General features: G+C 30.0%; 19 protein-coding genes and 1 pseudogene. 5 read left to right on the top strand and 15 right to left on the bottom strand.

Going from position 1 to position 25,333, the window contains the following annotated elements; all coding sequences use genetic code 11:
* Window positions 1-48: 48 nt before the first annotated feature.
* From BUB33_RS16530 to BUB33_RS04280, 7 genes and pseudogenes are all read right to left on the bottom strand, one after another.
* Complete coding sequence (locus BUB33_RS16530; protein ID WP_268807661.1) at window positions 49-498, bottom strand: glycine radical domain-containing protein; 450 nt, start codon at window positions 496-498, stop codon at window positions 49-51.
* 30 nt (window positions 499-528) lie between these two features.
* A pseudogene (locus tag BUB33_RS16265) lies at window positions 529-2,333 on the bottom strand (pyruvate formate lyase family protein); the annotation flags it as partial.
* A gap of 113 nt (window positions 2,334-2,446) precedes the next feature.
* The gene (locus tag BUB33_RS04300; protein WP_072973516.1) at window positions 2,447-2,995 is read right to left on the bottom strand and encodes a helix-turn-helix domain-containing protein; all 549 of its coding nucleotides are present in this window, start codon (window positions 2,993-2,995) and stop codon (window positions 2,447-2,449) included.
* Between the two features lie 166 nt (window positions 2,996-3,161).
* A complete protein-coding gene (locus tag BUB33_RS04295; protein ID WP_072973514.1) occupies window positions 3,162-5,795 on the bottom strand; it encodes an ABC transporter permease in 2,634 nt (877 codons plus the stop codon).
* The gene (locus tag BUB33_RS04290; protein ID WP_072973512.1) at window positions 5,782-6,474 is read right to left on the bottom strand and encodes an ABC transporter ATP-binding protein; all 693 of its coding nucleotides are present in this window, start codon (window positions 6,472-6,474) and stop codon (window positions 5,782-5,784) included. The genes BUB33_RS04295 and BUB33_RS04290 overlap by 14 nt, the downstream gene beginning before the upstream one ends.
* A 146-nt stretch (window positions 6,475-6,620) precedes the next feature.
* Window positions 6,621-7,850 carry a HAMP domain-containing sensor histidine kinase gene (locus tag BUB33_RS04285; protein ID WP_072973510.1) on the bottom strand — a complete coding sequence of 410 codons (1,230 nt, stop codon included), beginning with the start codon at window positions 7,848-7,850 and terminating at the stop codon, window positions 6,621-6,623.
* 3 nt (window positions 7,851-7,853) lie between these two features.
* Window positions 7,854-8,543, bottom strand: coding sequence for a response regulator transcription factor (locus BUB33_RS04280; RefSeq protein ID WP_072973508.1), 690 nt, complete (start codon window positions 8,541-8,543; stop codon window positions 7,854-7,856).
* 172 nt (window positions 8,544-8,715) lie between these two features.
* Here BUB33_RS04280 and BUB33_RS04275 point away from each other — a divergent pair, with 172 nt between their 5' ends.
* Window positions 8,716-11,625 carry an acyl-CoA dehydratase activase gene (locus BUB33_RS04275; protein WP_200778113.1) on the top strand — a complete coding sequence of 970 codons (2,910 nt, stop codon included), beginning with the start codon at window positions 8,716-8,718 and terminating at the stop codon, window positions 11,623-11,625.
* 16 nt (window positions 11,626-11,641) lie between these two features.
* The gene (locus BUB33_RS16725; RefSeq protein WP_072973504.1) at window positions 11,642-13,003 is read left to right on the top strand and encodes a 2-hydroxyacyl-CoA dehydratase; all 1,362 of its coding nucleotides are present in this window, start codon (window positions 11,642-11,644) and stop codon (window positions 13,001-13,003) included.
* Window positions 13,004-13,040: 37 nt separating this feature from the next.
* Here BUB33_RS16725 and BUB33_RS04265 read toward each other — a convergent pair whose 3' ends face one another.
* The gene (locus BUB33_RS04265) at window positions 13,041-13,535 is read right to left on the bottom strand and encodes an ECF transporter S component (RefSeq protein WP_072973502.1); all 495 of its coding nucleotides are present in this window, start codon (window positions 13,533-13,535) and stop codon (window positions 13,041-13,043) included.
* Between the two features lie 213 nt (window positions 13,536-13,748).
* On the opposite strand from BUB33_RS04265, the gene BUB33_RS04260 reads away from it, so the two are divergent.
* The gene (locus BUB33_RS04260; protein ID WP_072973500.1) at window positions 13,749-15,119 is read left to right on the top strand and encodes an aldehyde dehydrogenase; all 1,371 of its coding nucleotides are present in this window, start codon (window positions 13,749-13,751) and stop codon (window positions 15,117-15,119) included.
* A gap of 102 nt (window positions 15,120-15,221) precedes the next feature.
* On the opposite strand, the gene BUB33_RS04255 is transcribed toward BUB33_RS04260, so the two are convergent.
* From BUB33_RS04255 to BUB33_RS04240, 4 genes are all read right to left on the bottom strand, one after another.
* Window positions 15,222-16,622, bottom strand: coding sequence for an MATE family efflux transporter (locus tag BUB33_RS04255; protein ID WP_072973498.1), 1,401 nt, complete (start codon window positions 16,620-16,622; stop codon window positions 15,222-15,224).
* Between the two features lie 141 nt (window positions 16,623-16,763).
* Entirely contained in the window at window positions 16,764-18,740 is a 1,977-nt protein-coding gene (locus BUB33_RS04250) for a helix-turn-helix domain-containing protein (protein WP_072973496.1), read from the bottom strand.
* A 20-nt stretch (window positions 18,741-18,760) separates the two neighbouring features.
* Window positions 18,761-19,087 (bottom strand): P-II family nitrogen regulator, encoded by a 327-nt coding sequence (locus tag BUB33_RS04245; protein ID WP_072973494.1) that lies wholly within the window; start codon window positions 19,085-19,087, stop codon window positions 18,761-18,763.
* 11 nt (window positions 19,088-19,098) lie between these two features.
* Window positions 19,099-19,800: a DUF1538 domain-containing protein gene (locus BUB33_RS04240; protein ID WP_072973492.1), complete on the bottom strand. Its 702-nt coding sequence runs from the start codon at window positions 19,798-19,800 to the stop codon at window positions 19,099-19,101.
* 152 nt (window positions 19,801-19,952) lie between these two features.
* Between BUB33_RS04240 and BUB33_RS04235 the strand changes: the two genes are divergently transcribed.
* Window positions 19,953-20,639: a hydrolase gene (locus BUB33_RS04235; protein WP_072973490.1), complete on the top strand. Its 687-nt coding sequence runs from the start codon at window positions 19,953-19,955 to the stop codon at window positions 20,637-20,639.
* Between the two features lie 39 nt (window positions 20,640-20,678).
* Here the strand turns inward: BUB33_RS04235 and BUB33_RS04230 are convergent, their stop codons facing one another.
* The 3 genes from BUB33_RS04230 to BUB33_RS04220 form a co-directional block, all read right to left on the bottom strand.
* Window positions 20,679-22,040, bottom strand: coding sequence for an alanine/glycine:cation symporter family protein (locus BUB33_RS04230; RefSeq protein WP_072973488.1), 1,362 nt, complete (start codon window positions 22,038-22,040; stop codon window positions 20,679-20,681).
* A 93-nt stretch (window positions 22,041-22,133) separates the two neighbouring features.
* Window positions 22,134-22,979: a response regulator gene (locus BUB33_RS04225; RefSeq protein WP_072973486.1), complete on the bottom strand. Its 846-nt coding sequence runs from the start codon at window positions 22,977-22,979 to the stop codon at window positions 22,134-22,136.
* Window positions 22,980-23,006: 27 nt separating this feature from the next.
* A complete protein-coding gene (locus tag BUB33_RS04220; RefSeq protein ID WP_072973475.1) occupies window positions 23,007-23,885 on the bottom strand; it encodes a DMT family transporter in 879 nt (292 codons plus the stop codon).
* A 134-nt stretch (window positions 23,886-24,019) separates the two neighbouring features.
* Here BUB33_RS04220 and BUB33_RS04215 point away from each other — a divergent pair, with 134 nt between their 5' ends.
* Window positions 24,020-25,333: an aminotransferase class V-fold PLP-dependent enzyme gene (locus BUB33_RS04215; RefSeq protein ID WP_072973473.1), complete on the top strand. Its 1,314-nt coding sequence runs from the start codon at window positions 24,020-24,022 to the stop codon at window positions 25,331-25,333.

Here is a 25,333-nt window from a genome sequence, read left to right as displayed (position 1 = left end):
CTCTAACTTGGGATTAAAGACATAGGATAACCCTATGTCCATCTCAAACTAATATTTTTCATGGGCCGTTCTTGCAATTATAGCATCTTGCATTGACCTAGATAGATTGACAAATTGTGTACTATATCCAGCAACTCTAACTAATAAGTCTTTATAGTCCTCTGGTCTCTCTTGAGCCTTACGTAATATTTCAGTAGATATTGTATTAAATTGAACATGAAATGCTCCAAGGGAGAAAAAGGATTGAATCATAGCACCTAAATTGCTTTGACCTCTTTTCGTATTTACCAGTTCCTCATTTAATCTTAAATTCAACAATGTTCCACCAGAGTGAACATCTTGATTAAGTTTTGCTGCAGAACGCATGGCTGCCAATGGAGTAGATATATCAGATCCAGCAAATGGTGATACCCCTTCTGATAATGGTTCTTTAGCTTTTCTTCCACATGGAGTTGCTCCAACAACTTTGCCAGTTGGCAAATAATTAGAAATTCCCATAAAAGCAGTATTAAAATTGTTATTATTTATATCTTTGTATTTATGTCCTTCCTTATAATAATGGTTAGCCATCTTCATAGCTATATCATCTACATAGTCCATATCGTTACCATACTTTGGAATATCTAAGGCTAATTTTCTCAAATCATCATAGCCTTCCCAATTGGCATCAAGTGCATTTATAAGATTTTCCATAGTCGTTACCTTATCTTCAAATACCAATTTCTTAATAACAGCCAGTGAATTAGAAGTAACTGCAAGACCTATTCCAGTAAGGACTGGTCCTAAATTATATTTTGCCCCTGCATCAACTAAATCCTTGCCTTGTAATATACATTCTTCTATACAAGATGATAAGAAAGGTCTTGGAACCATTTCCTTATGAAGTTTTTGTGCCAATAAAGTTGCAATAACTGAATGTCTAATTAAGTTATCAAACTGCTTATAGAAAGCATCTTCCACTTCTTCATAGGTCCCAAATGTTCGCGGATCCTTTTCATCTAACCCTATCTTCTCTTTAGTAATTCTGCTTTTCCCTTGATTTAGTGCAAATTCCAATCCCTTGCATCCTCTGGCTCATAGCCAGCATTAATAAGCATTTGATAGCCTGCATTATCATTATGAATAGCTGGAAATCCTGTGCCTTTACTTACTAAATGGGTTACAGCTTCTAAAAACTCACTTGGGCAATCCTGATGAATTCGGACACTAAGTCCAGGCTGGTGAGTCTTTATCCTTTCAGTAACCTTTAAACTCATATAGGATAAATCATTAGTAGCATCCTTTCCATCTCTCGTTTTTCCGCCAATTGTTAAGTTTTGAAATTGATTGTATCCAGCAAAAAACTCCGCTGTATTGGCTGAAATTGTCCATACCCATTCAGAAAGCTTTATCCAATATGCTTCAATTAATTCTTGAATCTGATCCTTAGTCATGATCCCTTTCTCTATATCAGATTTATAATAAGGATACATAAACTGGTCAAATCTTCCCACATTAAGAGCCAATGGATTTTCAGATATTATACCTCCTACTTGTGTAAACCAAATGAATTGAATAGCTTCATAAAAAGTAGTTGGAGGATTTTCTGGTACCTTATTGCATATTTCTGCAATATTTAAAAGTTCTCTTTTCCTTATTTTATCCTTTTCTTCTATTGCCATCTCTTTTGCTTTTTGGGAGTATCTTTTAGCAAGTGTTATAATTCCCTCTGATGTAATAATTATAGATTTATAGAAATCTTTTTTCTTCAAATCTTCAGCGGAGGTATCTGACAATTTTAATAGGTTTGCTTCAGCTTCTTTAATTATTCCACCAAAACCTTTTTTGAATAAAACATCTTGATAATCTGGTGTTATTTCACCAACAGCCTGCCTCCATTTAGAATCATTATCTACAATACCTGTATCAACAACAACCTTTGCAGTTTCTTTAGGCAATTGTGCTAGGAAGAATTCTTCTAATGATTTTCCCTTCCAGTAAGGAAATATTTCTTTCCTGACATATTCCCTTTGCTCATCTGTCATGACATAAGGATCTTGTACTCTTTTATCAAAATTATCCATTTCTTTATCTACCCAAGTCCACGAAAATTCAGGTGTTAAAATTCCACATTTTCTAAATTCACCTATAGCACCTACAATAAGTTCACCCTCAAAGATATTTGTATCTATTTGTTCACAAGTATCTCTAAAAGCTTTAGCTCTTCTTATTGGTATTGATTCACCCTCAGTCATTTTGTGTGATTCAGTCCAAATTCTTGCTCTTTCATAAGAAATTGCTGGCTTAGAATTTATATAGTTCTGTCTTGCCAATTCAATTCTTTCTGTAATCATATATGCTCCCTCCTTTTATTTAATTTCTTTTTATGTTTTTACATTTATTATACGTTATAACATACACAATGTTTAAAATTTATTCAGAGTGATTTAAATCATTCTGAATAAATTTAATACTTAACTATATTTTGAAATATAACTTCTATATCATAGGGATTACTATATGAATGTTCTACATTGGCTTTAAAAGCTAATGCAGATGGAGCTTTAAGTTCAAATCTTTCCTTATCTACAGTTAATACAAGGGTTCCTTTTGTTACAATAATATATTCATTAATTGAATTTTCATGAGGTGTAGACACATGGTTTGCTCCTGGAAGCAATTTAATATAAAAATACTCAAACCCTGATATAGGATTAAAAGGAAATACATCATACAACATCATTTTCCCATCGGATTCATATACTGGTTCTAAATCATCTAAGGATATTGGCTCATAATCATTAGTTTCACTACTTAATAACTCTGAAAATGAAATCCTTAAACCAGTGGATATCTTCCATAATGTTGATATAGTAGGGTTTGATTCTCCTCTTTCAATCTGACCAAGCATAGCCTTACTCACACCAGTCAAATTAGATGTGTCTTCTAATGTCAAACCTCTTTCGAATCTGACCTTTTTCAAAACTACTGCTATATTCGTTGACGGATCCTTCATATCTTAAAGCCTTTCTATTAATTTGCTTATTATATATTAAATTATAAACCGTATAATTTAATAATTCAATATTGCTTATGATAATAAATTCCTATAAAACACCTAAATATAGAATAATATATATTGAAAGCTATAACAAGATAATATCATGCTATAGCTTCTGAATTTAATTTTCTGTTCTCATACTTTCCACTATGATTTTATCATTAATTCTCTTAAGAGGATATACCCCTGACAATAAAGCTATAATTGCAGCCCCTATACAAGCAGTTATTATATTCTTCCATGGTATAATCCACTGAAATTCTCTAATATTCATCAATATGTTAAATAATATATATGACAGCCCTGTGCCTATAATTCCACCAAATATTGCTGCATATATTCCATAAAAAAGACTTTCAAGTGCTACCATTCTCTTAATTCCAGATTGTGTCATGCCTACTGCCTTAATCATTGCTATTTCCTTAGTTCTTAGTATAATATTGGTGCTTATGGTATTTATTATATTTATAGAACTGATTAAAGTGATTATGGCAACAAAACCATATAAAAATATGCTTACTATTATACTTGCTACTCTGTTTTCCTTAGCTGATTCTGCATAGTCTATATAATTAAATCCTGGTACTACTTCCTCTAGTTCATCTAAATAAGATCTTACAACTTCAATATTCCCATTTTCAGCCATTTCAATATATATATTTGTACCATATCTTCCTACCTCAGCAGCATTGAATGTTTCATCATTTGTCTTGAGTAAATTCTCTAATACTGCTTCTGTAGTTATTATATTTATACTGCCATTTAGATTATATTCCATATTTAATATACCTTTTTCTAATACTCCTAATACTGTTAATTCTTTATAAACAGGTTCTGCTCCTTCTTTATCTAAGGCATAGGAAGTATAAAATATCTTATCTCCTGCCTTTAATTTATATCCTTCCATCAAAGAATTTCTATTTGTTTTTTGATTATATACATAAGTATTATTTATAACCAGTACCCCATTTTCTTTATTTAATTTATTTATATCTAAAGTTCCTTCTTTTAAAAATCCATTTAAAACTTCAAAATTCTCATCTCCAATAGTACTTATTTGAACACTATCTATACTAATTAAATTATCTTTCTTATTATCCAATAAATAAGGTGTCATTTCTATCATCTTTTTACTAATTTTACTTTCTTCAATTAGAGCCTCTCCATCATTATGTTCTACTTTATAAACTCTTTCTATATCTTTTATATTTTTTAACTCTGTATATATTCTTTCCTTATGATCCATATCATCATAAATGGAATAAATGCAAAAATCCCCCATTTCTTTACTTTCTACAATTCCCATCTTAAACATAAAATCTGAAAAACTAGAAAATGTAATAAATAGGGATATACTTATAACCATAGAAAATACAGTAATTATAAATCTTTTTCGATTTCTTCTTAGATTTTTATATGCAATTTCTCCTTCTATTCCTAAGATTTTTCTGACAAAAACTGAGTTCTTTGCCCTTTTAAATCTCTCTTTTTTAAAACTTCCTGCATTTCTAACGGCTTCTAGTGCCGATACTTTTCCCGCTTGCCTTGCTGGTCCTATGGCAGATAAAAATACTGTAACCAATCCTGTTATGGTACTAACTAAAAATACAACTACTGAAATAGTTATTTTCATATCTTTAAAAAGATATATATCTGATTTTAGCAAGCTAATGATATATAAAACTACTCTCATGGCAAATACTCCTGAGAACAATCCAATAGGGATTCCTATTATACTAAGTATCAGAGCTTCCTTAAGTACTATTCCTCTAATTTGATTTGGAGTAGCTCCAACTGATCTAAGTAACCCAAATTGAGCTATTCTCTCTAATACAGAAATATTAAAAGCATTGTATATAACCGCTATTGTAGATACTATAATCAATCCTACAACAAAAATCAAAAGAACCACCATTGACTTATTAAAGATTTGACTCATACTCTCAGCATATAACCTCAGCACCCTATAGTTATATTCAAAATCCTTCTCCGTCTTTCCCATATCCTTTGCAATTAATGTTATTTTCTTATATGCATCCTTTATATTGGGAATTTTTATATAAGCATTGTACCTTCCTTCTTCTGCTCTATTATCTAGTCCAGTAATACCTTTAGTAACTAAATTTCCTTTCCAAATATATTGAGGTTTTATAAATCCTACAAGGGTATATTCCTTTTCTCCTTTTTCTTCAAAAGTTTCTTTCCTAATTACTTTTCCATCTGAGGTTTCTTCATCACTTTCCATTATCCTATTACCTATTATTAATTTTATCTTATCCCCTAGTTTTACCTCCTTGTCAAAGTAACTAGCCATCCAATACTCTATAGCTATTTCGTCTGAATTTTTAGGAAATCTTCCTTCCTTGAGATTAAAGGGAAGCATTTCTAGAGCCTTTTCTTCAAGTCCTTCTATCTCTATATATCTATATGGAATATCCCATCTATATTCTTTTTTTTCTTCTTCTGTAGTCTCTTTGACTATAGCTGCACCTTCAAGTTTACCAACCCCTATTTCCGATACTCCTACATTATTAATTAGCTTATTTAGATTATCCTTATCCATCTCAATAAACTTGGCATGATGAGAACCATTTTCTCTTATTGCCCCTGAAATCAATGCCCCCCTAGCAGATACTATTATAGTGCCTATTGCTGAAATAAGTGCTACAGATAAAATTATTCCTAATATAGTAAGGAGAGTCCTATTTCTCTGACCTTTCAAATATCTATAAGTAATTTCTTTATAGGATCTCACTATTAATCACCTCATCTTTTATGATATTTCCATCTCCTATAGTTATTATCCTATCAGCTTGAGATGCAATATTTAAATCATGTGTAATGAGTATTAGTGTTTGATTGTATTTTCTTACAGATATTTTAAGCAAATCTATTATTTCCCTACTATTTTTACTATCTAAGTTTCCTGTAGGCTCATCTGCTAAGACTATAGACGGACTATAGGCTAAGGCTCTCCCTATGGATACTCTTTGCTGCTGTCCTCCAGAAAGTTCATTTGGCAGGTGATTTCTCTTATCGTGCAATCCAAGAACATTTATTAGTTCCTCAAAATGCTCCTTATTTACCTTCTTTTCGTCTAAAAGTAATGGTAATAACATATTTTCTTCTGCTGTTAGAACTGGAACTAAGTTATAAAACTGAAAAATAAACCCTACCTTTCTTCTTCTAAATATGGCTAATTCCTTTTCTGAAAGATCATATATATCTACTCCATCTATATAAACCTTTCCACCTGTTGGCTTATCTACTCCTCCTAATAAATGTAGTAATGTAGATTTCCCAGAACCACTAGCTCCTACTACTGCTACAAACTCTCCTTGCTTTATAGTTAGATTAATGTTTTTTAAAGCTTCTACTTTGGTATTTCCTTTACCGTAGAATTTACATAAATTAACAACCTTCACTACATCCATATTTACTTCCTCCTATACATTTTTCTAACTATATAATATAATGTCAATCTTACATCTTGATGAATAAAAGGATTACAATTTAGTAAGAAAAGCTTTTATAAATAATTTAAAGGAGATAAAAGTAAAACTTTTCTATTCCTATATCATTAAATTGTCCCCTTTATAAAAGTAATTGTAAATTCTGTTCCTTCAAATTTCTTACTCTTTACAGAAATAGTTCCATCTTGAGACTCTACTATGAGTTTTGCTAGATTTAAACCTATACCTATACTTTCCAACTTAACTTCACTGCTTACTTTATAAAACCTGTCAAAAATATGTGGCAAATGCTTTTCATCTATGCCTTCACCATTATCTTTCACAATAATACTACTAAATAACGGTGTCTCCTCCAAACGAATATTAATTTTTCCTCTGCCATGTTCTATAGCATTTTTGATTATATTTATCAAAGCCTCTCCAGTCCATTCTTTATCTCCATAGAAAATTGCATTTTCATCTCCATCTATTTCTAAAGTTTTATTTTCTAACCTATGATTTAATGCTGATAAGGCTATATTGAGTATATCTCTTAGCAAAACCTTTTCCTTCTTAAACTCAATTGCCCCTGCTTCTATTCTAGCTACCTTTAACAAATTAATTGTAAGCCATTCCATTCTTTCTAACTGACTTCTTTCTGTTTCTAAGAAATTTTGTCTAATATTTAAGTCCATATTTTCATCTTCAAGTAAAATATCATTTATTATTATTAGAGAAGACAATGGTGTTTTAAGCTGATGAGAAATATCTGATATCATGTTTTTCAAGAATATTTTCTCTCTATTTAACATGCTCAAACTATTTTCTAATCTATTTGCCATTTGATTAAATTGGTGATTTAGTATATTAAAATCCCCTTCTCCTTCTTCAGTTAAATAAACTCCAAAATCTCCTTCTACTACTTTTTCCGATGCAGTATATATATCTTGTATCTTTTTATATATCTTCTTATACTCCCCCTTTATCATATATCCTAAGGGGATTGTAAAGAAAAATATTAATAAAAATATAAATATTTGTAAATTAGGACTAATTCTTTTTAATATTGGTTGGAAAGATTTATTCAATTTCTTATGATATCCATAGGATTTCAATATTTCTTCCCCATTTTTTTTATCTTCTTTGGAAATTTCTTTTGTTATATAGGATATCATTTCTTCTTTTAATTCTGGATGATTTTTTATTATATTACCAACTAAAGCCATATCACGTTTTATTATCTTTTGATTTATATTGTCCATAAATATACTTACAACAAAAAATCCTACTACAGCAAATATTATCTGCAATAATACAAGCTTTAATATCATAGATTTAAACTCTTCATTTCGAAACATATATTACCCCCTTACATCTACATCCCATATATACCCTACACCTCTTACAGTTTTTATATATACAGGGTTAGATGAATCTTTCTCTATCTTTTCTCTAAGACGTCTTATATATACAGATAGTGAATTATCATCTACAAATTCTCCTTCTATATCCCATAGCTTTTCCAATATTAGCATTCTAGATAATACTTGATGTGAATTATTCATTAGGATACTTAATAATTTATATTCTGATGGCGTAAGCTGCACCAATTCATCCTTAATATACACCTTATGTTCTGTTAGGTTCATCTTAATATCATTAGATACTAGGATATCTCTTTGTAAAACATTAGATGCTCTCCTAAGCACTGCCTTAATTCTAGAAATTAATTCTTTTATCCTAAAGGGCTTAGTTATATAATCATCTCCTCCAATATCTAGTCCCATTACAACATTTACTTCTTCATCCTGAGCTGTCAAAAAAATAATGGGTGTTGCTTTATCTTTTCTTATATGTTTACATAGTTCAAAACCATTTCCATCTGGTAATTCAATATCCAGTATTATTAAGTCATAATCTTCCTTATTAACTAATTCTTTTCCTTTAGCAAAGCTATCTGCCACGTCTACTGCATATCCTTCATTTTTTAAAGTATATTCTATTCCCATAGCCAAAGTTCTATCATCTTCTACCAAAAGTATTTTTATCATATTCACACCTCTTTCATTTAAAATATTATAACATAAATTTTTAATAGAATACTCTCCACAACCCTTCTTAATAGAAAATTGCTTTCACATAAAAAATGATTTAAAAGTGTCCTTTCTATATATTGAATTATTATAAAACTGTGATATAGTATAGTAAAGTTAATTATACAAAATGAAAGGACGATACGAATTGAGAATTGGTATTGATGTGGGTTCTACGACATTGAAATGTATTGTACTAGATGAAGATGACAATATAATTTTTAGTTCCTATGAGCGTCATTATTCTCAGATTATTAAAAAGACTAAAGAACTGTTAGAAAAATTTATGGAAGAATATTCATGTGATGAATATGTTAATCTTGCTATTTCTGGTTCTGCTGGTATGGGACTTGCTGATAGATGTAAAATTCCCTTTATCCAAGAAGTTTATGCGACTAGAGTGGCTGTAGGAAAATTGATACCAGAGGCTGATGTAGTCATTGAACTAGGAGGAGAAGATGCAAAAATACTATTTCTAACTGATGGTCTGGAAGTCCGTATGAATGGTTCCTGTGCTGGTGGTACAGGTGCATTTATTGACCAAATGGCAACTTTACTTAATATTACCCCAAGTGAAATGAATGATTTAGCTAAATCTTATGATAAATTATATACCATTGCATCTAGATGTGGTGTATTTGCCAAATCTGATGTTCAACCACTTTTAAATCAAGGTGCCAAGAAAAACGATGTGGCTGCCAGTATTTTCTATGCCGTTGTAAATCAAACCATAGCAGGATTAGCCCAAGGCAGAGAATTATCTGGTAATATTGTATATCTTGGAGGACCTCTTACCTTTTTATCTGAACTTAGGAAAAGCTTTGATAAGACTCTTAATACAAATGGAATCTCTCCTAATAACTCTCTATATTTTGTTGCCCTTGGCACAGCATTTATGGCACAAAAAGTAAATATAAAATCCATTCTAAACATGATTCAAAATGAAAATAATACTGGAGTCTTTGCTCATACTCCCCCATTATTTAATAGTACAAAAGAATATGAAGACTTTATTTCTAGACATAGTACAGAAAAGGTTATATATTCAAATCCCAAAGAATATAATGGAAAAGCATATCTCGGTATTGATGCAGGCTCTACTACAATAAAGATGGTAATAATTGATGATAAGGAAAATATATTAAATTCAGTCTATCTTTCAAATAGGGGCAATCCTGTATCCATTGTGAAAGATTTTTTACAAGATTTTTATAATGACTATCCAAATATTGAAATATCATGCAGTACAGTAACTGGATATGGAGAAGATATAATAAAAAATGCCTTCCAAATAGACTATGGAATTGTAGAAACTATTGCACATTTTACTGGCGCTAAAAAATTTAAACCCAATGTGGATTTTATAATAGATATCGGAGGACAGGATATTAAATGCTTTAAAATAAAAAACGGTATTGTTGATAATATATTTTTAAACGAAGCTTGTTCATCTGGTTGTGGGTCATTTTTACAAACCTTTGCTGAAGCTTTGAACTATAATATTCAAGATTTTTCAAACTTAGGATACTTTGCCCAAAACCCTGTAGATTTAGGTTCTCGTTGTACTGTTTTTATGAACTCATCTGTAAAACAAGCTCAAAAAGACGGTGCAACTCTTGAAGACATTTCTGCTGGTCTATCAATTTCAGTTGTTAAAAATGCATTATATAAAGTAATTAGAGTTACTTCCAATAATCAATTGGGTAAAAATATTGTAGTTCAAGGTGGAACATTTTTGAATAATGCTGTACTTCGAGCTTTTGAAATTGAAATAGGGCAGAATGTTATTCGACCTAATATTGCAGGTTTAATGGGCGCTTATGGTGCGGCTCTCTATGCCAAATCTAATTCTAAGGATAAATCTTCAATTTTATCTTTAGATAAATTAAAGTCTTTCTCACATGAAGTACAAGGAACTAACTGTAAACTCTGCAGCAACAACTGTAGATTGACCATTAATATATTTGATGCTAATAGAAAGTTTATTAGTGGCAACCGATGTGAAAGACCTTTAACAAAAAAAGAAGGACGAAAGCAATTAAGTATATATGATTATAAGCTGAAACTATTAAGCAAATATAAACCTGTTAAGGGACAGCGAGGACAAATAGGAATACCTATGGTATTAAACATGTACGAATTATTACCTTTTTGGCATAAGTTCTTTACTGAATTAGGATTTGAAGTAATTACTTCTCCCAAATCTAATAAGGATATTTATTTAAAAGGACAACATACTATTCCTTCTGACACAATCTGCTATCCTGCAAAACTTGTTCATGGGCATATTGAGGCTTTAATCGATTCGGGTATTAGTACAATATTTTATCCTTGTATGAGTTATAATTTAGATGAAGGTCTAGGGGATAATCATTATAATTGCCCTGTAGTTGCATATTATCCTGAAGTTATAGATGCAAATGTTCCACAGATTAGGGATATTAACTTTATTTATGATTATATTGGACTCCATAGACCAAAGGATTTTACAAAGAAAATTTATACTATTTTAAATAAAATCTTTAAAGATATTAGTTTAAGTGAAATTAAAATAGCTTCTAATAAAGCTTATGACGAGTATTATTGCCATTTAGAAAACATTCAAAATATGGGTAAACACTATATAGATTATGCAAATAAAAACAACTTACCAATTATAGTTTTAGCAGGACGACCTTATCATGTGGATCCTGAAATAAACAATGGAATAGATAAACTAATATGTCAATTAGGTGCTGTAGTTATATCAGAAGATGTAATTAGTGGAAATGTTTCTAAGTTTCCAACTACAGTATTAAACCAATGGACTTACCATGCCAGACTATACGCTGCTGCTAAATATATAAGTAATAAAGATAATATAAATTTGGTACAATTAGTTTCTTTTGGATGCGGACTAGATGCTGTCACTACAGATGAAGTAAGAGAAATATTGGAAAACGAAGGAAAAATTTATACTCAAATAAAAATAGATGAAATCACTAATCTTGGAGCTGTGAAAATTAGACTTCGTAGCCTGATGGAAGCTCTCAACCAATGAAAGGAGTCATGGTAATATGGCAAATTGTATTAATACACAAGATTCAAATGTCGTATTTACTAGGAAAATGAAAAAGGATTATACCATTTTAATTCCAGATATGTCTTCAATCCACTTTTCTCTTTTTAAAAAGGTTTTTGAGCAATATGGATATAAGGTTGAACTCCTTAAAAACGAAGGCTCTTCTGTTGTGAATGAAGGATTGAAATATGTCCATAATGATATCTGTTATCCAGCATTGCTTGTAATTGGTCAAATGCTTGATGCATTAAATAGCGGTAAATATGATATAAATAAAGTAGCCCTACTTATTAGTCAAACAGGAGGAGGTTGTAGAGCATCTAATTATATACATTTACTTAGAAAAGCATTAAATAAAGCTGGATATAATAATATACCCATCATTTCCTTTAATGTTAAGGGACTTGAAAAAAACAGTGGATTCAAACTCACATTATCCTTGATAGATAAACTTTTAGTGGCTCTTACATATGGTGATATCTTGATGTTATTAAAAAATCAAGTTAAACCCTATGAAATGTCAAAAGGTAATACTGAAGATTTAGTAAATTTTTGGATTGAACATTTAGGAAAACAATTTAAACATAATAAGGGATATAAATTAAAAGAAATAAATAGAAACTTAGAAAGAATAGTAAGGTCCTTTACACAAATTCCAATTTTCTACGAAGAAAAAATAAAAGTAGGAATTGTTGGGGAAATTTATGTAAAATATTCAAAATTAGGAAATAACCATCTAGAAGACTTCCTCATAAATGAAGATTGCGAAATCATGGTTCCAGGTATTATGGGATTTGCAATGTATTGTGTTGATAATTCCATAGAGGATGTTAATATATATGGGGGAAGTAAAGTAAAGAAAATAAGTTCATCCTTAGTAATGGAATACCTTAAAATATATGAAAATATGATAATCCGAGCAATTAAAAAATATAGCGATTTTACACCTCCATCTTCCTTTGAAGATTTAAAGACCTTAGCAACTGATATAATAAATCCTGGTTGTAAGATGGGAGAAGGCTGGGTACTTACAGGTGAAATGGTTGATTTAGTAAGAATGGGATATGAAAATATTGTGTGCACTCAACCTTTTGGATGTCTCCCTAATCATATAGTAGGAAAAGGAATGATACGTAAAATCAAATCTATCTATCCTAATGCAAATATAGTGCCTATAGACTATGATCCAGGAGCTACTAAAGTAAACCAAGAAAATAGGATTAAATTAATGTTATCTATTGCTAAGGAAAATCATCAATTGAATAATCTTACTAAAAAATATGGAACAAAGAAAATAAAAGAAATTTCACAAAGTAAAGGCTATAAACTAGGAAAACAATTAAATGCTGGAAATTAACATTAAAAAGACAGGATGCATTGAATATGCTCCTGTCTTAGTTCATTATTCTACTCTTTTTTAATGCTGTAAATAATACTACTGATGTTACTGCTCCAAGAAGTCCTTGCATTAAATTACCTGGTATAGATGCTAGTGCCGCCTTTGCTCCATACATAAATATTTCTGCAAAATAATATCCAAATGCCATCCACACTCCACCAATTGTTGTTGCTATAATTGGTGTTCTCTCACCTAGTTTAGTCTCAAGTATTCTTCCCGCTATATAACCTTCTAACCCTTTTACTATAAAAGTAATAGGAGCATAATGAGTATATCCTAATAATATATCTGCTAAAGCAGACCCTAACCCACCTACTAAAAATCCACCTTTTCTCCCCAGGATTATAGCTGCCAGAAATACTACCATATCCCCCAAATTCAAATATCCATTTGTTCCTATAGTAGGTATATTAATTACCATAGTCATCACAGTTGTTAGAGCCATAAGGACTGCTATTCTTGTGATTGTCTTAGTATTCATATCTTTCATTTTTATTCCCCCTTCTTTATTGTATGGATACAATTAATCTCAACCTATGTAGTGTTTGTATGTATATGATAACACTTGCATTACGCTTTTTCAATAGTTTTTTTAATAATTATAATATTTATTTCTCTTTACTATTTTTAAATTAAAAGTATAGATTAAATTAAAAAGTTATATGATATCATATATGTATATTAAGTTAAAAGGAATGATACTATGCTACAAAATCCATATGAATCAAAAAGAAAATACTTTGATAATGGTAATACTAGAAACTATGAGTTTAGAAAAACACAGCTTGAAAAATTAAAAATGGTTCTGAAAAAATATGAAAAAGATATAATCAATGCTCTTAACTTAGATTTAGGCAAACCTATATTTGAGTCCTATACTGCGGAAATAGGAGTAGTATATCAAGAATTAAATCATGCAATTAAAAACTTAAGATATTGGATGAAACCTAAAAAGGTTCATACACCAATTTACCTACAGCCAGCTAATAGTTATATATATCCCGAACCAAAAGGTATAGTATTAATAATTAGCCCATGGAACTATCCCTTCCAATTATCTATTTCACCTTTGATAGGTGCAATAGCTGCAGGAAATTGTGTCGTATTAAAGCCCTCAAATCAATCAAAAGAAACTAAAAAAATAATCTCTAAAATAATCCATGAAACTTTTAATGAAAATTATATTAGTATAGTAGAAGGACTAGGCTCTGAAACTGTCATACCTTTAATAGAGGACTACAGGTTCGATCATATCTTTTTCACTGGTAGTGTAAATACAGGCAAAAAAATATTGGAAGTTTCAGCAAAACAACTAATACCAGTAACCTTAGAATTAGGCGGAAAATCTCCTGCTATAGTTCATGAAGATGCAAATATAGATATCGTGGCTAAAAGAATTACTTGGGCAAAATTTTATAATGCTGGACAAACTTGCGTAGCCCCTGATTATCTATTAGTACATGAATCTAAAAAAGAAACATTAGTCAATAAAATAAAATTATATATAAAAAAATATTATGGAGAAAATGTTGAAGAAAGTAAAAATCTAGGAAGAATAATAAATGAGAAAAGATTTGACAGATTAATATATCTATTAAAAGATTCTAATATATTGGAAGGTGGAAATTATAATAGAGAAATTAGATTCATTGCCCCAACATTAATTGATGGAATAAATATAACTCATCCAATTATGAAGGAAGAAATATTTGGTCCAATACTTCCTATATTAACTTATAAGAATATTGATGATATTGTAAATATAGTTAAAACAAACCCCTATCCCCTAGCTCTATACCTTTTTACCCAAAATAAAGACATTGAAGATTACATTATAAAAAATGTCCAGTTTGGTGGAGGATGTATTAACCATGCAATATCCCATGTGGCAAATCCCAATCTTCCCTTTGGAGGAATTGGATATAGTGGCATAGGAAAATATCATTCTAAATACACATTTAATACTTTTTCTCATGAAAAAAGTATATTTAAATCTAAAGGAAAATTTGATAGCAATTTACTATATCCTCCTTATAATGATAAAAATTTAAGATTGGCTAGAAGATTTCTATAGCCAATCTTTTTTCTCCTACATGTATTAGAGAATCTCGAAATATATTAACTAATTAAATCCAATAAAATAACGAGCCAAGAAATTAATTCTTTGGCTCATTGTTTAATTTGAAACAAAAGGAATAGTACCTTTTCTATTCTCTATTGCTATTTGTTCTTCTACCTTTATATTTAATTTATAACTTTCTTCTCTAATCAACATAAATGATGCAATACTAGCTAATATATCCGATATAGGGTAGGATAACCAAACCCCTATAGCACCTAAATGAAAAACCTTTACTAATATAATAGATATTGGTAACATTAAAATTAATTGCTTAAATATTGACATTAGTATTGATGCCTTAGCCTTTCCAAGTGCTTGAAAGTAGAATATAGATACATAATAAATACTTACTATTGGAAATACTGATACCATTATTCTAAATGCCTTAGCAGATTCTTCTATTATCTCTGCATCTTTTACAAATAGAGCCATTAGCTGGGGAGTAAAAATCATTGCTCCTGCCCACATTATGGCAGATGTAAGAAATGCATAAACAGCAGTTTTCTCCATTACAGACTTTAATCGTTTATAATTTTTTGCTCCTACATTATATGCGGCTATTGGTTGCATAGCTGATGCTATTCCAAACATAGTTATAAATAAAAACATATATACTTTTGAAATAACTCCAAGTACTATAATTCCATTATCTCCTACTGTATTAAGTAATAAATGGTTTAGAGCTGCCATTAGTATACCATCTTCTGATTCTATTATGAATGCCGATAATCCTACTAATATAATTGGCATAATAAATTTTTTATCTAAATGAAAACCTGATGGTATTTTATATTCTTTTTTTACTTTTAAATAGTTATAATAAGCATAACTAAATCCTATAATCTGAGAAACTGTAGTTGCTATGGCAGCACCCTTAACACCCATATGAAATTTCACAACTAAAATATAGTCAAAGATTATATTTACTATGGCTCCTATACTTGTGCTTATTATTGAAACTTTGTTATTTCCTAAAGATATCATTACATGGGATATGAAAGTTGTCAAACTTAAGAACGTAGAACCAAATATTATTATATTTAAATAGGTATTAGCATACTGTAATGTCTGTTCACTAGCACCAAGACCTACAAGAATTTTATCCGAGAATATATATATAATTGCTGTAAGTGATGACATTAACAAGAAAGATAAGGAAAAACCATTTCTAACAAATTTTCTAGCCTTATCCATATTATTTTGTCCGTTAGATCTAGAAAACGCTGTTGATGTTCCCACACCTATCATAATACTCAACGCTATTATTATCCTTTGTATAGGAAACACAAGTACCAATGCGCCTATTCCATATCTGCCCACATTTCTTCCTACAAATAAAGTATCCACCATATTATATAATTCTGATACTAAAAATGAAATTATAATTGGAATAGAAAACTTAATTAATAGTTTCCCGATTTTTTCCTCCCCAAATAATTTGTTATTTTTACCCATAATAAAACCTCCATTTATGTTACCTTATTATGTTAACATAAATGGAGGTTTTATTCATTCACTTGTTTAATATCTATTTTGGATTGTTTTTGGCTTTTTGAATAAACTTTATTTCAAGAAAGCTTAAGATAATCCAAAAATTTATGAATTTAGTACATTATTTAATACAAATAATATTGCCCCATAAGGTTTTATAGTAGCAATTGTATTATACACTGTAGATTTTTTTCCATAGTAGAAGGATATATTAGGATGTACATATTCCTTTAATAATTCCCAATTGTCATTATCCAATCTTTCTGGTTTATTCAGTCCTACCCATTTATCATATACTGAACCAAAATTTCTATCTAGAACATATTTTGTAACTTGAAAATCATTTTCCATATTTAATATATTTAGTGAAACTTTTCTCTCTTTAATCTTATCTATGGGAAGATCATTATATATTATTTCTTCATCTATTTCTATTGGATTAAACAACATTATCTGATAGCCATATTCTGATTTTGTAACTATATATCCTTCCCCTTTATCTATTATAGTATCTCCTAAAAGGGATAACAACATATAGGCATAATAAGATGGTTTTTTTAAGTAATTAGATGTAAATATTCCATTTCCTCCAAAAAAAGTATCATTGTTAAGTATGGTTTCTTTGGATATTTCGTCTACCATATTTAATACAACCCTATTATGCAAATGGATATAATTATATAAAATATATGACACCATAGAAATTGTATCCTGTACTTTACTGATATTATTCTTTGGGAAATATGGCTCTAACTCCTCCAAATTAATATTTAACCACTTCTCTACATCTTCCTCATAAAGATTTGAAAAATGATTGATAAAATCATCAATTATATATTTTTCAACATTTTCTGTAATAATTATAGGAGTAAGATCCTGTTCTATTAGAATATCTAATATATTCTCAACTCTAGTCCAGTTAATAAACTTATGACTCTTATCTCTATAGATATCCATATCTTCTGAAAAAAGTCTGTTGACTATACAATATTTAAATTTTATTTCCCTTTGAATCTCCTCTAATATTCTTCTATTCTCCTCTTCTAGAAGAAGATAAATATCTCCCAAATCTATTATATCTGGTCTTCTATACTTTTCCATTGTATCTTTATTTAAATCTATATCTATTTTAATAATTCTATTATCATAATCATATCTTTCATAGTCTTCAATATAACCAGTAATATAAGGTAAAGCTTCTTTAATATTAAAATATTTTATTTTAGTCATATTTTCAAGTTCTTCTTCACTTACCTTATATTTTTTCCTATATTGCATAGGTGTACAATTATAATGAAGTTTAAAATGTTTATTATAGTATCTTACATGTGAAAACCCTACTTCTTCGGATATTTCAGATATATTTCTATCTGAATCTAAAAGTAGTTTTGTAGACTCTTCTACCCTTATTTGATTTAGATACTCGTTAAATCCATGTCCTAATATATCCTTGATTTTATAAGATAAATATTGGGAACTGAGAAATTCTTTATCAGCTATTTCCTGTAAACTCACCTTATTCATATAATTGTTACTCAAGTATTTAACTATTCTATGGTATCTTTCAAGTTGCTCTTCATCATCTTCTAGTCCTTCACTTTCATAGAAAAGATAATGAAAGTTATTTAATAAATGATACATCATTTCCAAAAGATTTTCTTCTATTTTATCCTCATAATCATCTAATTTAGATACTGCCTCATAAAGGAGTATAGAAATATATTTTCTTAATTCATAATATTTCTCATCCTCCTGAACATGTTCATCTGAAGAATTAGTATAAAAAAATATTTCCTTTGCATCATCATAATATCTTTCAAAAAAGTTAGGATCTATATTAAGTATAAGAACTAAATTTTTTGGGTCATTAGATTTTATACTATAAACCTCATTTACATTTATTATCTCTATTTCTCTTTCGTATAATGTATATATTTCATTTTCTACACCTACATCTATAGTTCCATTTAAAACAAATAATATCTGTATTGAATCTCGCCAATGAATTGGATACTCCATAATATTAGCTAAAAATATATTTATAGGCAAATCCTTCATATATTCTGCATGTTCTTTTCTCATATCAATTCCCCTGTATTTTATTATTCTTCAAATTCTTCTCTATGGTGTAAACCTATTAAATTAGTAACTGGCACTGTAAATATAATACCTGTACCTGGTTTTTCCAATTGACCTGCATCTACCATAGCATTCATTATAAATTTATATTTATCTATTTCTGTTAATATTATTATTATCTCTTTAGATGCTTCAACATGCATACTTAAAAACTTTTTTACTTCAGACTCACCAGTACCTCTTCCATAAAAAATAGTAGCACCATTAGCACCTGCCAGTTTTGCAGCACTTACTATTTTATCTGCTTTTCCTCTTTCAACTATGGCAATTATACATTTAATTTCAATCACAATACCACCTCCTAAATTCTAGTTAATATTCCCAAAATCATTACAGATATCATAGAACCTATAGATGTAAGCCCTACTATACCAAAACCAGACATCAAAGGATCCACTCCTTCAATAACAGATGCCAAACCTACGGCCAGTGCCATATTTATTGGTATATTTACAGGCCCTGTTGTAGCAGAAGCAGCATCAAAGGCAATAGCATCAAAGGGTTTTGGTGTAAAAAAAGACAGTACTATTATTATTAGCAGTAATGGTATGAGAATCTTTATATATGAAAAATTCAATAATATCTTCAAAAGCCCTATAACCATACCTCCACCAAATCCTATGGCAACTCCATGTATTAATACCTTATAGGGTATAGCTCCTGCTGACAATTCTTCTACTTCTAAAGCTAAAGCCTTCAATCCTGGTTCTACTAATGTAGCTGCATAACCTATTATAAATCCTATTGCTAGTATAATCCACTTTCTATTTATAATTACAAAATTTCTGCCTACTGAATCTCCCAAAGGTATTAAACTCATTGTTGTTCCTTTTAAAAATAAATGGAGACCTAATACAGATAATAAAAATCCAATTGTAAAATCTCTTACATTATTTAATGGTTTTTTTAGTATAAATATCTGAATTACAGCTAATATAACAGTTAACGGTATTATACTAATAGCTGTTTCCCAGAGTGCACTTAAGTTTGGTAGTCCCTTCATGCAAATTCACTCCCTTTGATATTTTTTATAATTGTATTATATAACCATTATAGCATATTTCTTACATAGATATTATGTAAAAAGAAAATCATAGTAGAAACCAATATTTATAGTGTATAATATAATTGTACAAATATTTTAGGAGGTGTTTTATGGAAAAGGAAAAATATATCCCAGAAGTAAAATCTCAGCTTAGATCTAGGATTATAGAAGTTCCACCTGTTATTTATAAGGCAAGTGGCATAAAGGTATTAGGAACAAGAATTAAATCCCTACTATTTTCTACAGATGTAGCTATTATAAAAAACACAAATGCCAATTCGATTATAGCAGTTTATCCTTTTACCCCTCAATTATCCATTACTCAGGCCATACTTGAAGTTGCTCCTGTCCCTGTATTTGTAGGTGTCGGTGGTGGACTCACAACAGGGAAAAGATCTGTAGGTATTGCATTTCAAGCTGAACTTATGGGTGCATATGGAGTAGTAGTAAATGCTCCTACTACAAATGACGTTATTGCTAAGATGAGAGAAAGAATAGACATCCCTATTATAGCTACTGTTGTCTCAGAATGTGATGATTATAGAGGAAAAGTTGAATCTGGTGCCAGTATATTAAATATATCTGGTGGTTCTAGAACTGCATCCCTTGTAAAAAAAATCAGAAATGAATTTGGAAAAGAATTACCTATTATAGCTACAGGTGGTCCTACAGATGAATCAATACTTGAAACCATAGAAGCTGGTGCTAATGCTATCACTTATACTCCGCCTACCAGTGCAGAAATTTTCTCAGTAGTAATGGACAAGTATAGAAAAGAAATGAAAGAGCAAAAATAATTTAAGGACAGATCAATATAAAGATCTGTCCTTACTGTATTACCTATTTCCAAGTGCGTCTTCCTTTGCAAAAAACTCCTTAGTCAATTTAATAACTACTCCACTCAAAGCAAATACCCCTATTAAGTTTGGAATAGCCATTAGACCATTTAATGTATCTGCTAAGTTCCAAAGAACTTCAAGTCCTCCTATAGCACCTACAACTATGAAAGGGATCCATAGAATTCTATAAATTATATTAACCTTGGATCCAAACAAATATTCAGCGCAACGTTCTCCATAATATTCCCAACCCAATATAGTAGAAAAAGCAAATAATAAAATACCTATTGAAACTATGGTACCACCCCAAGTACCTGGTAGACCATGACTAAAAGCTTGAGTTGTAAGGGCAGCTCCTGTTTCTCCACTTTTCCACACTTCTGTAGTTAAAATTGTTAATGCAGTTATTGAACAAATTACAATTGTATCCATAAATACCTCAAATACTCCCCATAACCCTTGACGCACAGGATGATCAGTAGTTGCAGCAGCATGTGCTATAGGTGCACTACCAAGACCTGCCTCATTTGTAAATACTCCACGAGCAACTCCGTATCTCATAGCCTGCTTTATAGTTGAACCTACAAATCCTCCTAATGCTGCAGTTCCTGTAAATGCATTACTAAATATTAATCCAAATGCTTCTGGAATATGTTTTGCATTTATAATAATTATTAATAAGCCGCCTAAAATATAGAAGGCTGCCATAAGTGGTACTAATTTTTCTGTTACGGATCCAATTCTTTTAATACCACCTACTATAACCATAGCTGCAAATATGGCTAAAACAATTCCTATAGCAAGTTTATTTATTCCAAAAGTTACCTCTAATGATTGAGCTATAGAATTTGACTGAACCATATTTCCTATACCAAATGCTGCTAAGGCTCCAAAAAATGCAAATATATTTGCTAACCATTTCATATTTAATCCATTTGTAATATAGTACATTGGTCCTCCAACGAATCTTCCGTCAGAAGTCTTTTCCCTAAATTGAACTGAAAGGACTACCTCTGCAAATTTTGTAGTCATCCCAAATATTGCAGCTACCCACATCCAAAGTATAGCCCCAGGACCTCCAATTGCAATAGCCGTTGCAACACCTGCAATATTACCTGTACCTACAGTAGCAGCCAATGCAGTAGCTACAGCTTGAAATGCCGTTACTTCACCTTCCCCTTCATGATCTTTAGAGAACATCTTCATTAATGTGTTCCTTAAAATGTACCCAAGTTTTCTTAATGAGAAAAAATTAGTTCGCAATGATAGATAAATACCCGTTCCCACCAATAAAATAAGCATCGGCGGTCCCCATACAAAACCATTAATAATGCCATTAATTTCCATCAACTTATCCATTGATCTGCCTCCTTTATTTATTAGACTAGATCAATTATATACACATAACTTCAAAAATACTCAAAAATACTCAATATTGATTTCTGAATATTTCTAATTGTTATACTTTTCGCAAAGTATACATAGTCCAGACAAGAATTTTTTCATATTTATTGAACCTTTTATATTAGATTTCCCTCGAATATAGTCCATTTCTTTCTTTATTTGTTCAAAGTTGAACAATGTATTTGAATATTCTACAAAGGTTTCATTCATATAATCTTCTATGCCTAAAGATGCTATATTCCCCATAGCAATATTAATGGTTCTCCTCATTCTTTGCTCCATAGCCTTAGGATTATCAGTGAAGTTAGAACAAATTTCTCTTATGGACATATCATTTGTTTTAATTTTATTTTTTATTAAAAAGCTTACAATCTTTAACACATCTTCACTTCCGATTTCCCCAATAATTCCTAATCTAAGTAGTATTATATTGACATCATGTTGACAATCTTTGGTTTCAATTATTTCTTTAGAAATAGGGGCGATATCGTTAAATATTTGTTGAATTTCTTTCATCTTTTCTTCCAATACTATTTTAGATTTTACCTTCTTTATTATAGTTTCTACTTCTAAAATATTTATAGGTTTATAAATAAAGTATTCAACTCCACATCTATATGCCTTTTCAACATTTTCTTTAGTTGAAAAATCAGAAATCATAATAAATCTAATGCTTTTACTCTTTTTCTTTATATCCTCAATTATACGAAAACCATTAAGTCTTTCATCTAACATATCTAAAATAACTAAATCTGGTTGTGAAGATAGTATTTCTTCTATGTCTTCCAAAGGATTATCAGATACATCTACCAGTATTCCTAAATGGTTATCATATATAATTTTTTTTAAAGTATTTATATCATCCATATTTTTATCTAATATAAATATCCTCATTCCCATCCTCCAGTTATATATCTCTATTTACTCTTCCTTCGGTTTTAAGAATTCCCATTTTGTTTCACTTGTTATGACTGAAGTCAAAATTGCCATACATCCTATTAAAAATCTTATAGTGAAGGGCTCCTTTAGAAAAATAATTGCAAAGGTGCTGCCAAATACTGCTTCTAGGCTCAGTATTATAGCAGTATGAGTGGAATTCGTATATTTTTGTGCAACAGTCTGTATTAAAAATGCAAACATTGTACTAAATATAGATAAATATAATATTGGAATTATTGTTTGTTTTTGAATATTAATTTCTGTACCTTCAAAAAACAAAGCAAATAATAACGAAAGTATAGCTGCTGTACCTAATTGTACTATTGATATTACATATGGATCTGATTTCTTTGCAAAGTATCCAGTGGAAGAAATATGAAATGCAAACAATACTGCACATAATAATGTTAATAAATCACCATAACCTATTGTCAAATCCTTATTTAGACTTAATACTCCAATCCCTGTTAAACATAAAAAAGCAGCTACTATATCAAATTTATCTGGCCTTTTTTTAGATATTCCCCAATAAATAAATGGCACCATTACTACATTTGTTGCCGTAATAAAAGCTTGTTTCCCTGCCTCAGTATATTGTAATCCTACTGTTTGAGTAGCAAATCCAGTAAATAAAAACAACCCAACAATTATCCCCGCTTTTATATCTTTTATAGATGCATCTTTAATCTTCTTAAAAAATATAAAAAATAATATTATTGCAGAAATAATAAATCTAAAAAATAATAAATAATAAGGAGTTAAATAATCTAATGCACTCTTTGTAACAACAAATCCGGAACCCCAAACAATAGCAACTAAAAGTAAAGATAAATCTGCATATAAAGTTTTTTTATTTTCCAAAATAATACCTCCCTTCTCTCCACTTAATAATTATACCATAATATACTATATAAAAACTCTATTAAGTAAACTGACACCAAAAATATATTTTATAATAAAATGATAGTACTATATTAAATATTAAGGGTGATTTTATGGATAAAAATTTAATAGTAGGCGGAAATAGTCTTGTTAGACTAGAAAATGGTAATTTAGTAAATTATATAAACTTTGATAATGCTGCTACAACCCCTCCTTTTCAATCAGTTTTAAATGAAATAGTAGATTTTTCTAATATCTATTCTTCTGTACACAGAGGTACAGGATATAAATCAATTATATCTTCAATGATATACGATGAAGGAAGAGAAATAGTATTAAATTTTGTCGGTGGAAATAAGGAATATCATACAGTAGTTTTTTTAAAGAATACTACAGAATGTATAAATAAACTATCTTATAGATTACAAGATACTCTAAAGGACAAAGTAGTTTTATCTACATATATGGAACATCATTCTAATCTACTGCCTTGGAAATATAGATTTACTACAGATTATATAGAAGTGGATTCTATGGGAAGATTGTGTTTAGAGGATTTAGAATTTAAACTAAAGCTTTATAAAGGAAAAGTTGGTTTAGTTGCAGTAACAGGTGCCTCCAATGTAACTGGTTATATCAATCCAATATATGATATTGCAAGAATATGTCATAGCTACGGTGCTAAAATTTTAGTGGATGGAGCCCAACTTATTCCTCACAATCACTTTGATATGAAACCTATAGATAGTCCTGAGCATATTGATTATATAGCGTTCTCTGCCCATAAAATGTATGCACCTTTTGGCACAGGAGTGTTGATAGCACCAAAAAACACCTTTGAAAAAGGTTTCTCAGAACATATAGGTGGCGGTACTATAAAATTTGTATCTATTAAAGATACTATATGGGCAGACCCACCTGAAAAAGAAGAAGCTGGAACACCTAATTTAATGGGAGTAGTGGCTCTGTCTACAAGTATAAAAACCTTACAAAATCTAAATATACAAAATATTGAAGAATACGAAAGAAATTTAACTAAATATGCTTTAGATCTTCTAAAAAATATCCCACAACTTATTCTATATGATGATATGAATGTAGAAGAGAAGGTATCTATTATTTCATTTAATATGGAAGGATTGAACCATGACGAATTAGCAACGATGCTTGCTCGTGAAGGTGGAATCGCTGTTAGAAATGGTTGTTTTTGTGCACAGCCCTATGTTCAAAGATTACTCAAAATATCTGATGAAGATATGAAGAAATACATGAATGATGAATCTTTGCTTCGTCCTGGTCTAGTAAGGATAAGTTTTGGACTATATAATGATTATAATGAAGTATACTTGCTAGCATATCTTCTAAATGAAATCAGCAAGGATATAGAATTTTATAAAAATAAGTATAGAAACTCTCCTTTCTACTAA

This window comes from Tissierella praeacuta DSM 18095, assembly GCF_900128955.1.
Taxonomy (GTDB): domain Bacteria; phylum Bacillota; class Clostridia; order Tissierellales; family Tissierellaceae; genus Tissierella; species Tissierella praeacuta.
This window is presented reverse-complemented; position numbering and strand designations above follow the sequence as displayed.

Excerpts from the sequence above, each read along its gene's own strand:
- BUB33_RS04275 (WP_200778113.1), top strand. The coding sequence starts at position 8,716 with ATGAAAGGACGATACGAATTGAGAATTGGTATTGATGTGGGTTCTACG.
- BUB33_RS04265 (WP_072973502.1), bottom strand. The coding sequence starts at position 13,535 with ATGAAAGATATGAATACTAAGACAATCACAAGAATAGCAGTCCTTATG.
- BUB33_RS04215 (WP_072973473.1), top strand. The coding sequence starts at position 24,020 with ATGGATAAAAATTTAATAGTAGGCGGAAATAGTCTTGTTAGACTAGAA.
- BUB33_RS04255 (WP_072973498.1), bottom strand. The coding sequence starts at position 16,622 with ATGGGTAAAAATAACAAATTATTTGGGGAGGAAAAAATCGGGAAACTA.
- BUB33_RS16530 (WP_268807661.1), bottom strand. The coding sequence starts at position 498 with ATGGGAATTTCTAATTATTTGCCAACTGGCAAAGTTGTTGGAGCAACT.
- BUB33_RS04240 (WP_072973492.1), bottom strand. The coding sequence starts at position 19,800 with ATGAAGGGACTACCAAACTTAAGTGCACTCTGGGAAACAGCTATTAGT.
- BUB33_RS04225 (WP_072973486.1), bottom strand. The coding sequence starts at position 22,979 with ATGAGGATATTTATATTAGATAAAAATATGGATGATATAAATACTTTA.
- BUB33_RS04285 (WP_072973510.1), bottom strand. The coding sequence starts at position 7,850 with ATGTTTCGAAATGAAGAGTTTAAATCTATGATATTAAAGCTTGTATTA.
- BUB33_RS16725 (WP_072973504.1), top strand. The coding sequence starts at position 11,642 with ATGGCAAATTGTATTAATACACAAGATTCAAATGTCGTATTTACTAGG.
- BUB33_RS04280 (WP_072973508.1), bottom strand. The coding sequence starts at position 8,543 with ATGATAAAAATACTTTTGGTAGAAGATGATAGAACTTTGGCTATGGGA.
- BUB33_RS04300 (WP_072973516.1), bottom strand. The coding sequence starts at position 2,995 with ATGAAGGATCCGTCAACGAATATAGCAGTAGTTTTGAAAAAGGTCAGA.
- BUB33_RS04250 (WP_072973496.1), bottom strand. The coding sequence starts at position 18,740 with ATGAGAAAAGAACATGCAGAATATATGAAGGATTTGCCTATAAATATA.
- BUB33_RS04290 (WP_072973512.1), bottom strand. The coding sequence starts at position 6,474 with ATGGATGTAGTGAAGGTTGTTAATTTATGTAAATTCTACGGTAAAGGA.
- BUB33_RS04260 (WP_072973500.1), top strand. The coding sequence starts at position 13,749 with ATGCTACAAAATCCATATGAATCAAAAAGAAAATACTTTGATAATGGT.
- BUB33_RS04230 (WP_072973488.1), bottom strand. The coding sequence starts at position 22,040 with ATGGATAAGTTGATGGAAATTAATGGCATTATTAATGGTTTTGTATGG.
- BUB33_RS04235 (WP_072973490.1), top strand. The coding sequence starts at position 19,953 with ATGGAAAAGGAAAAATATATCCCAGAAGTAAAATCTCAGCTTAGATCT.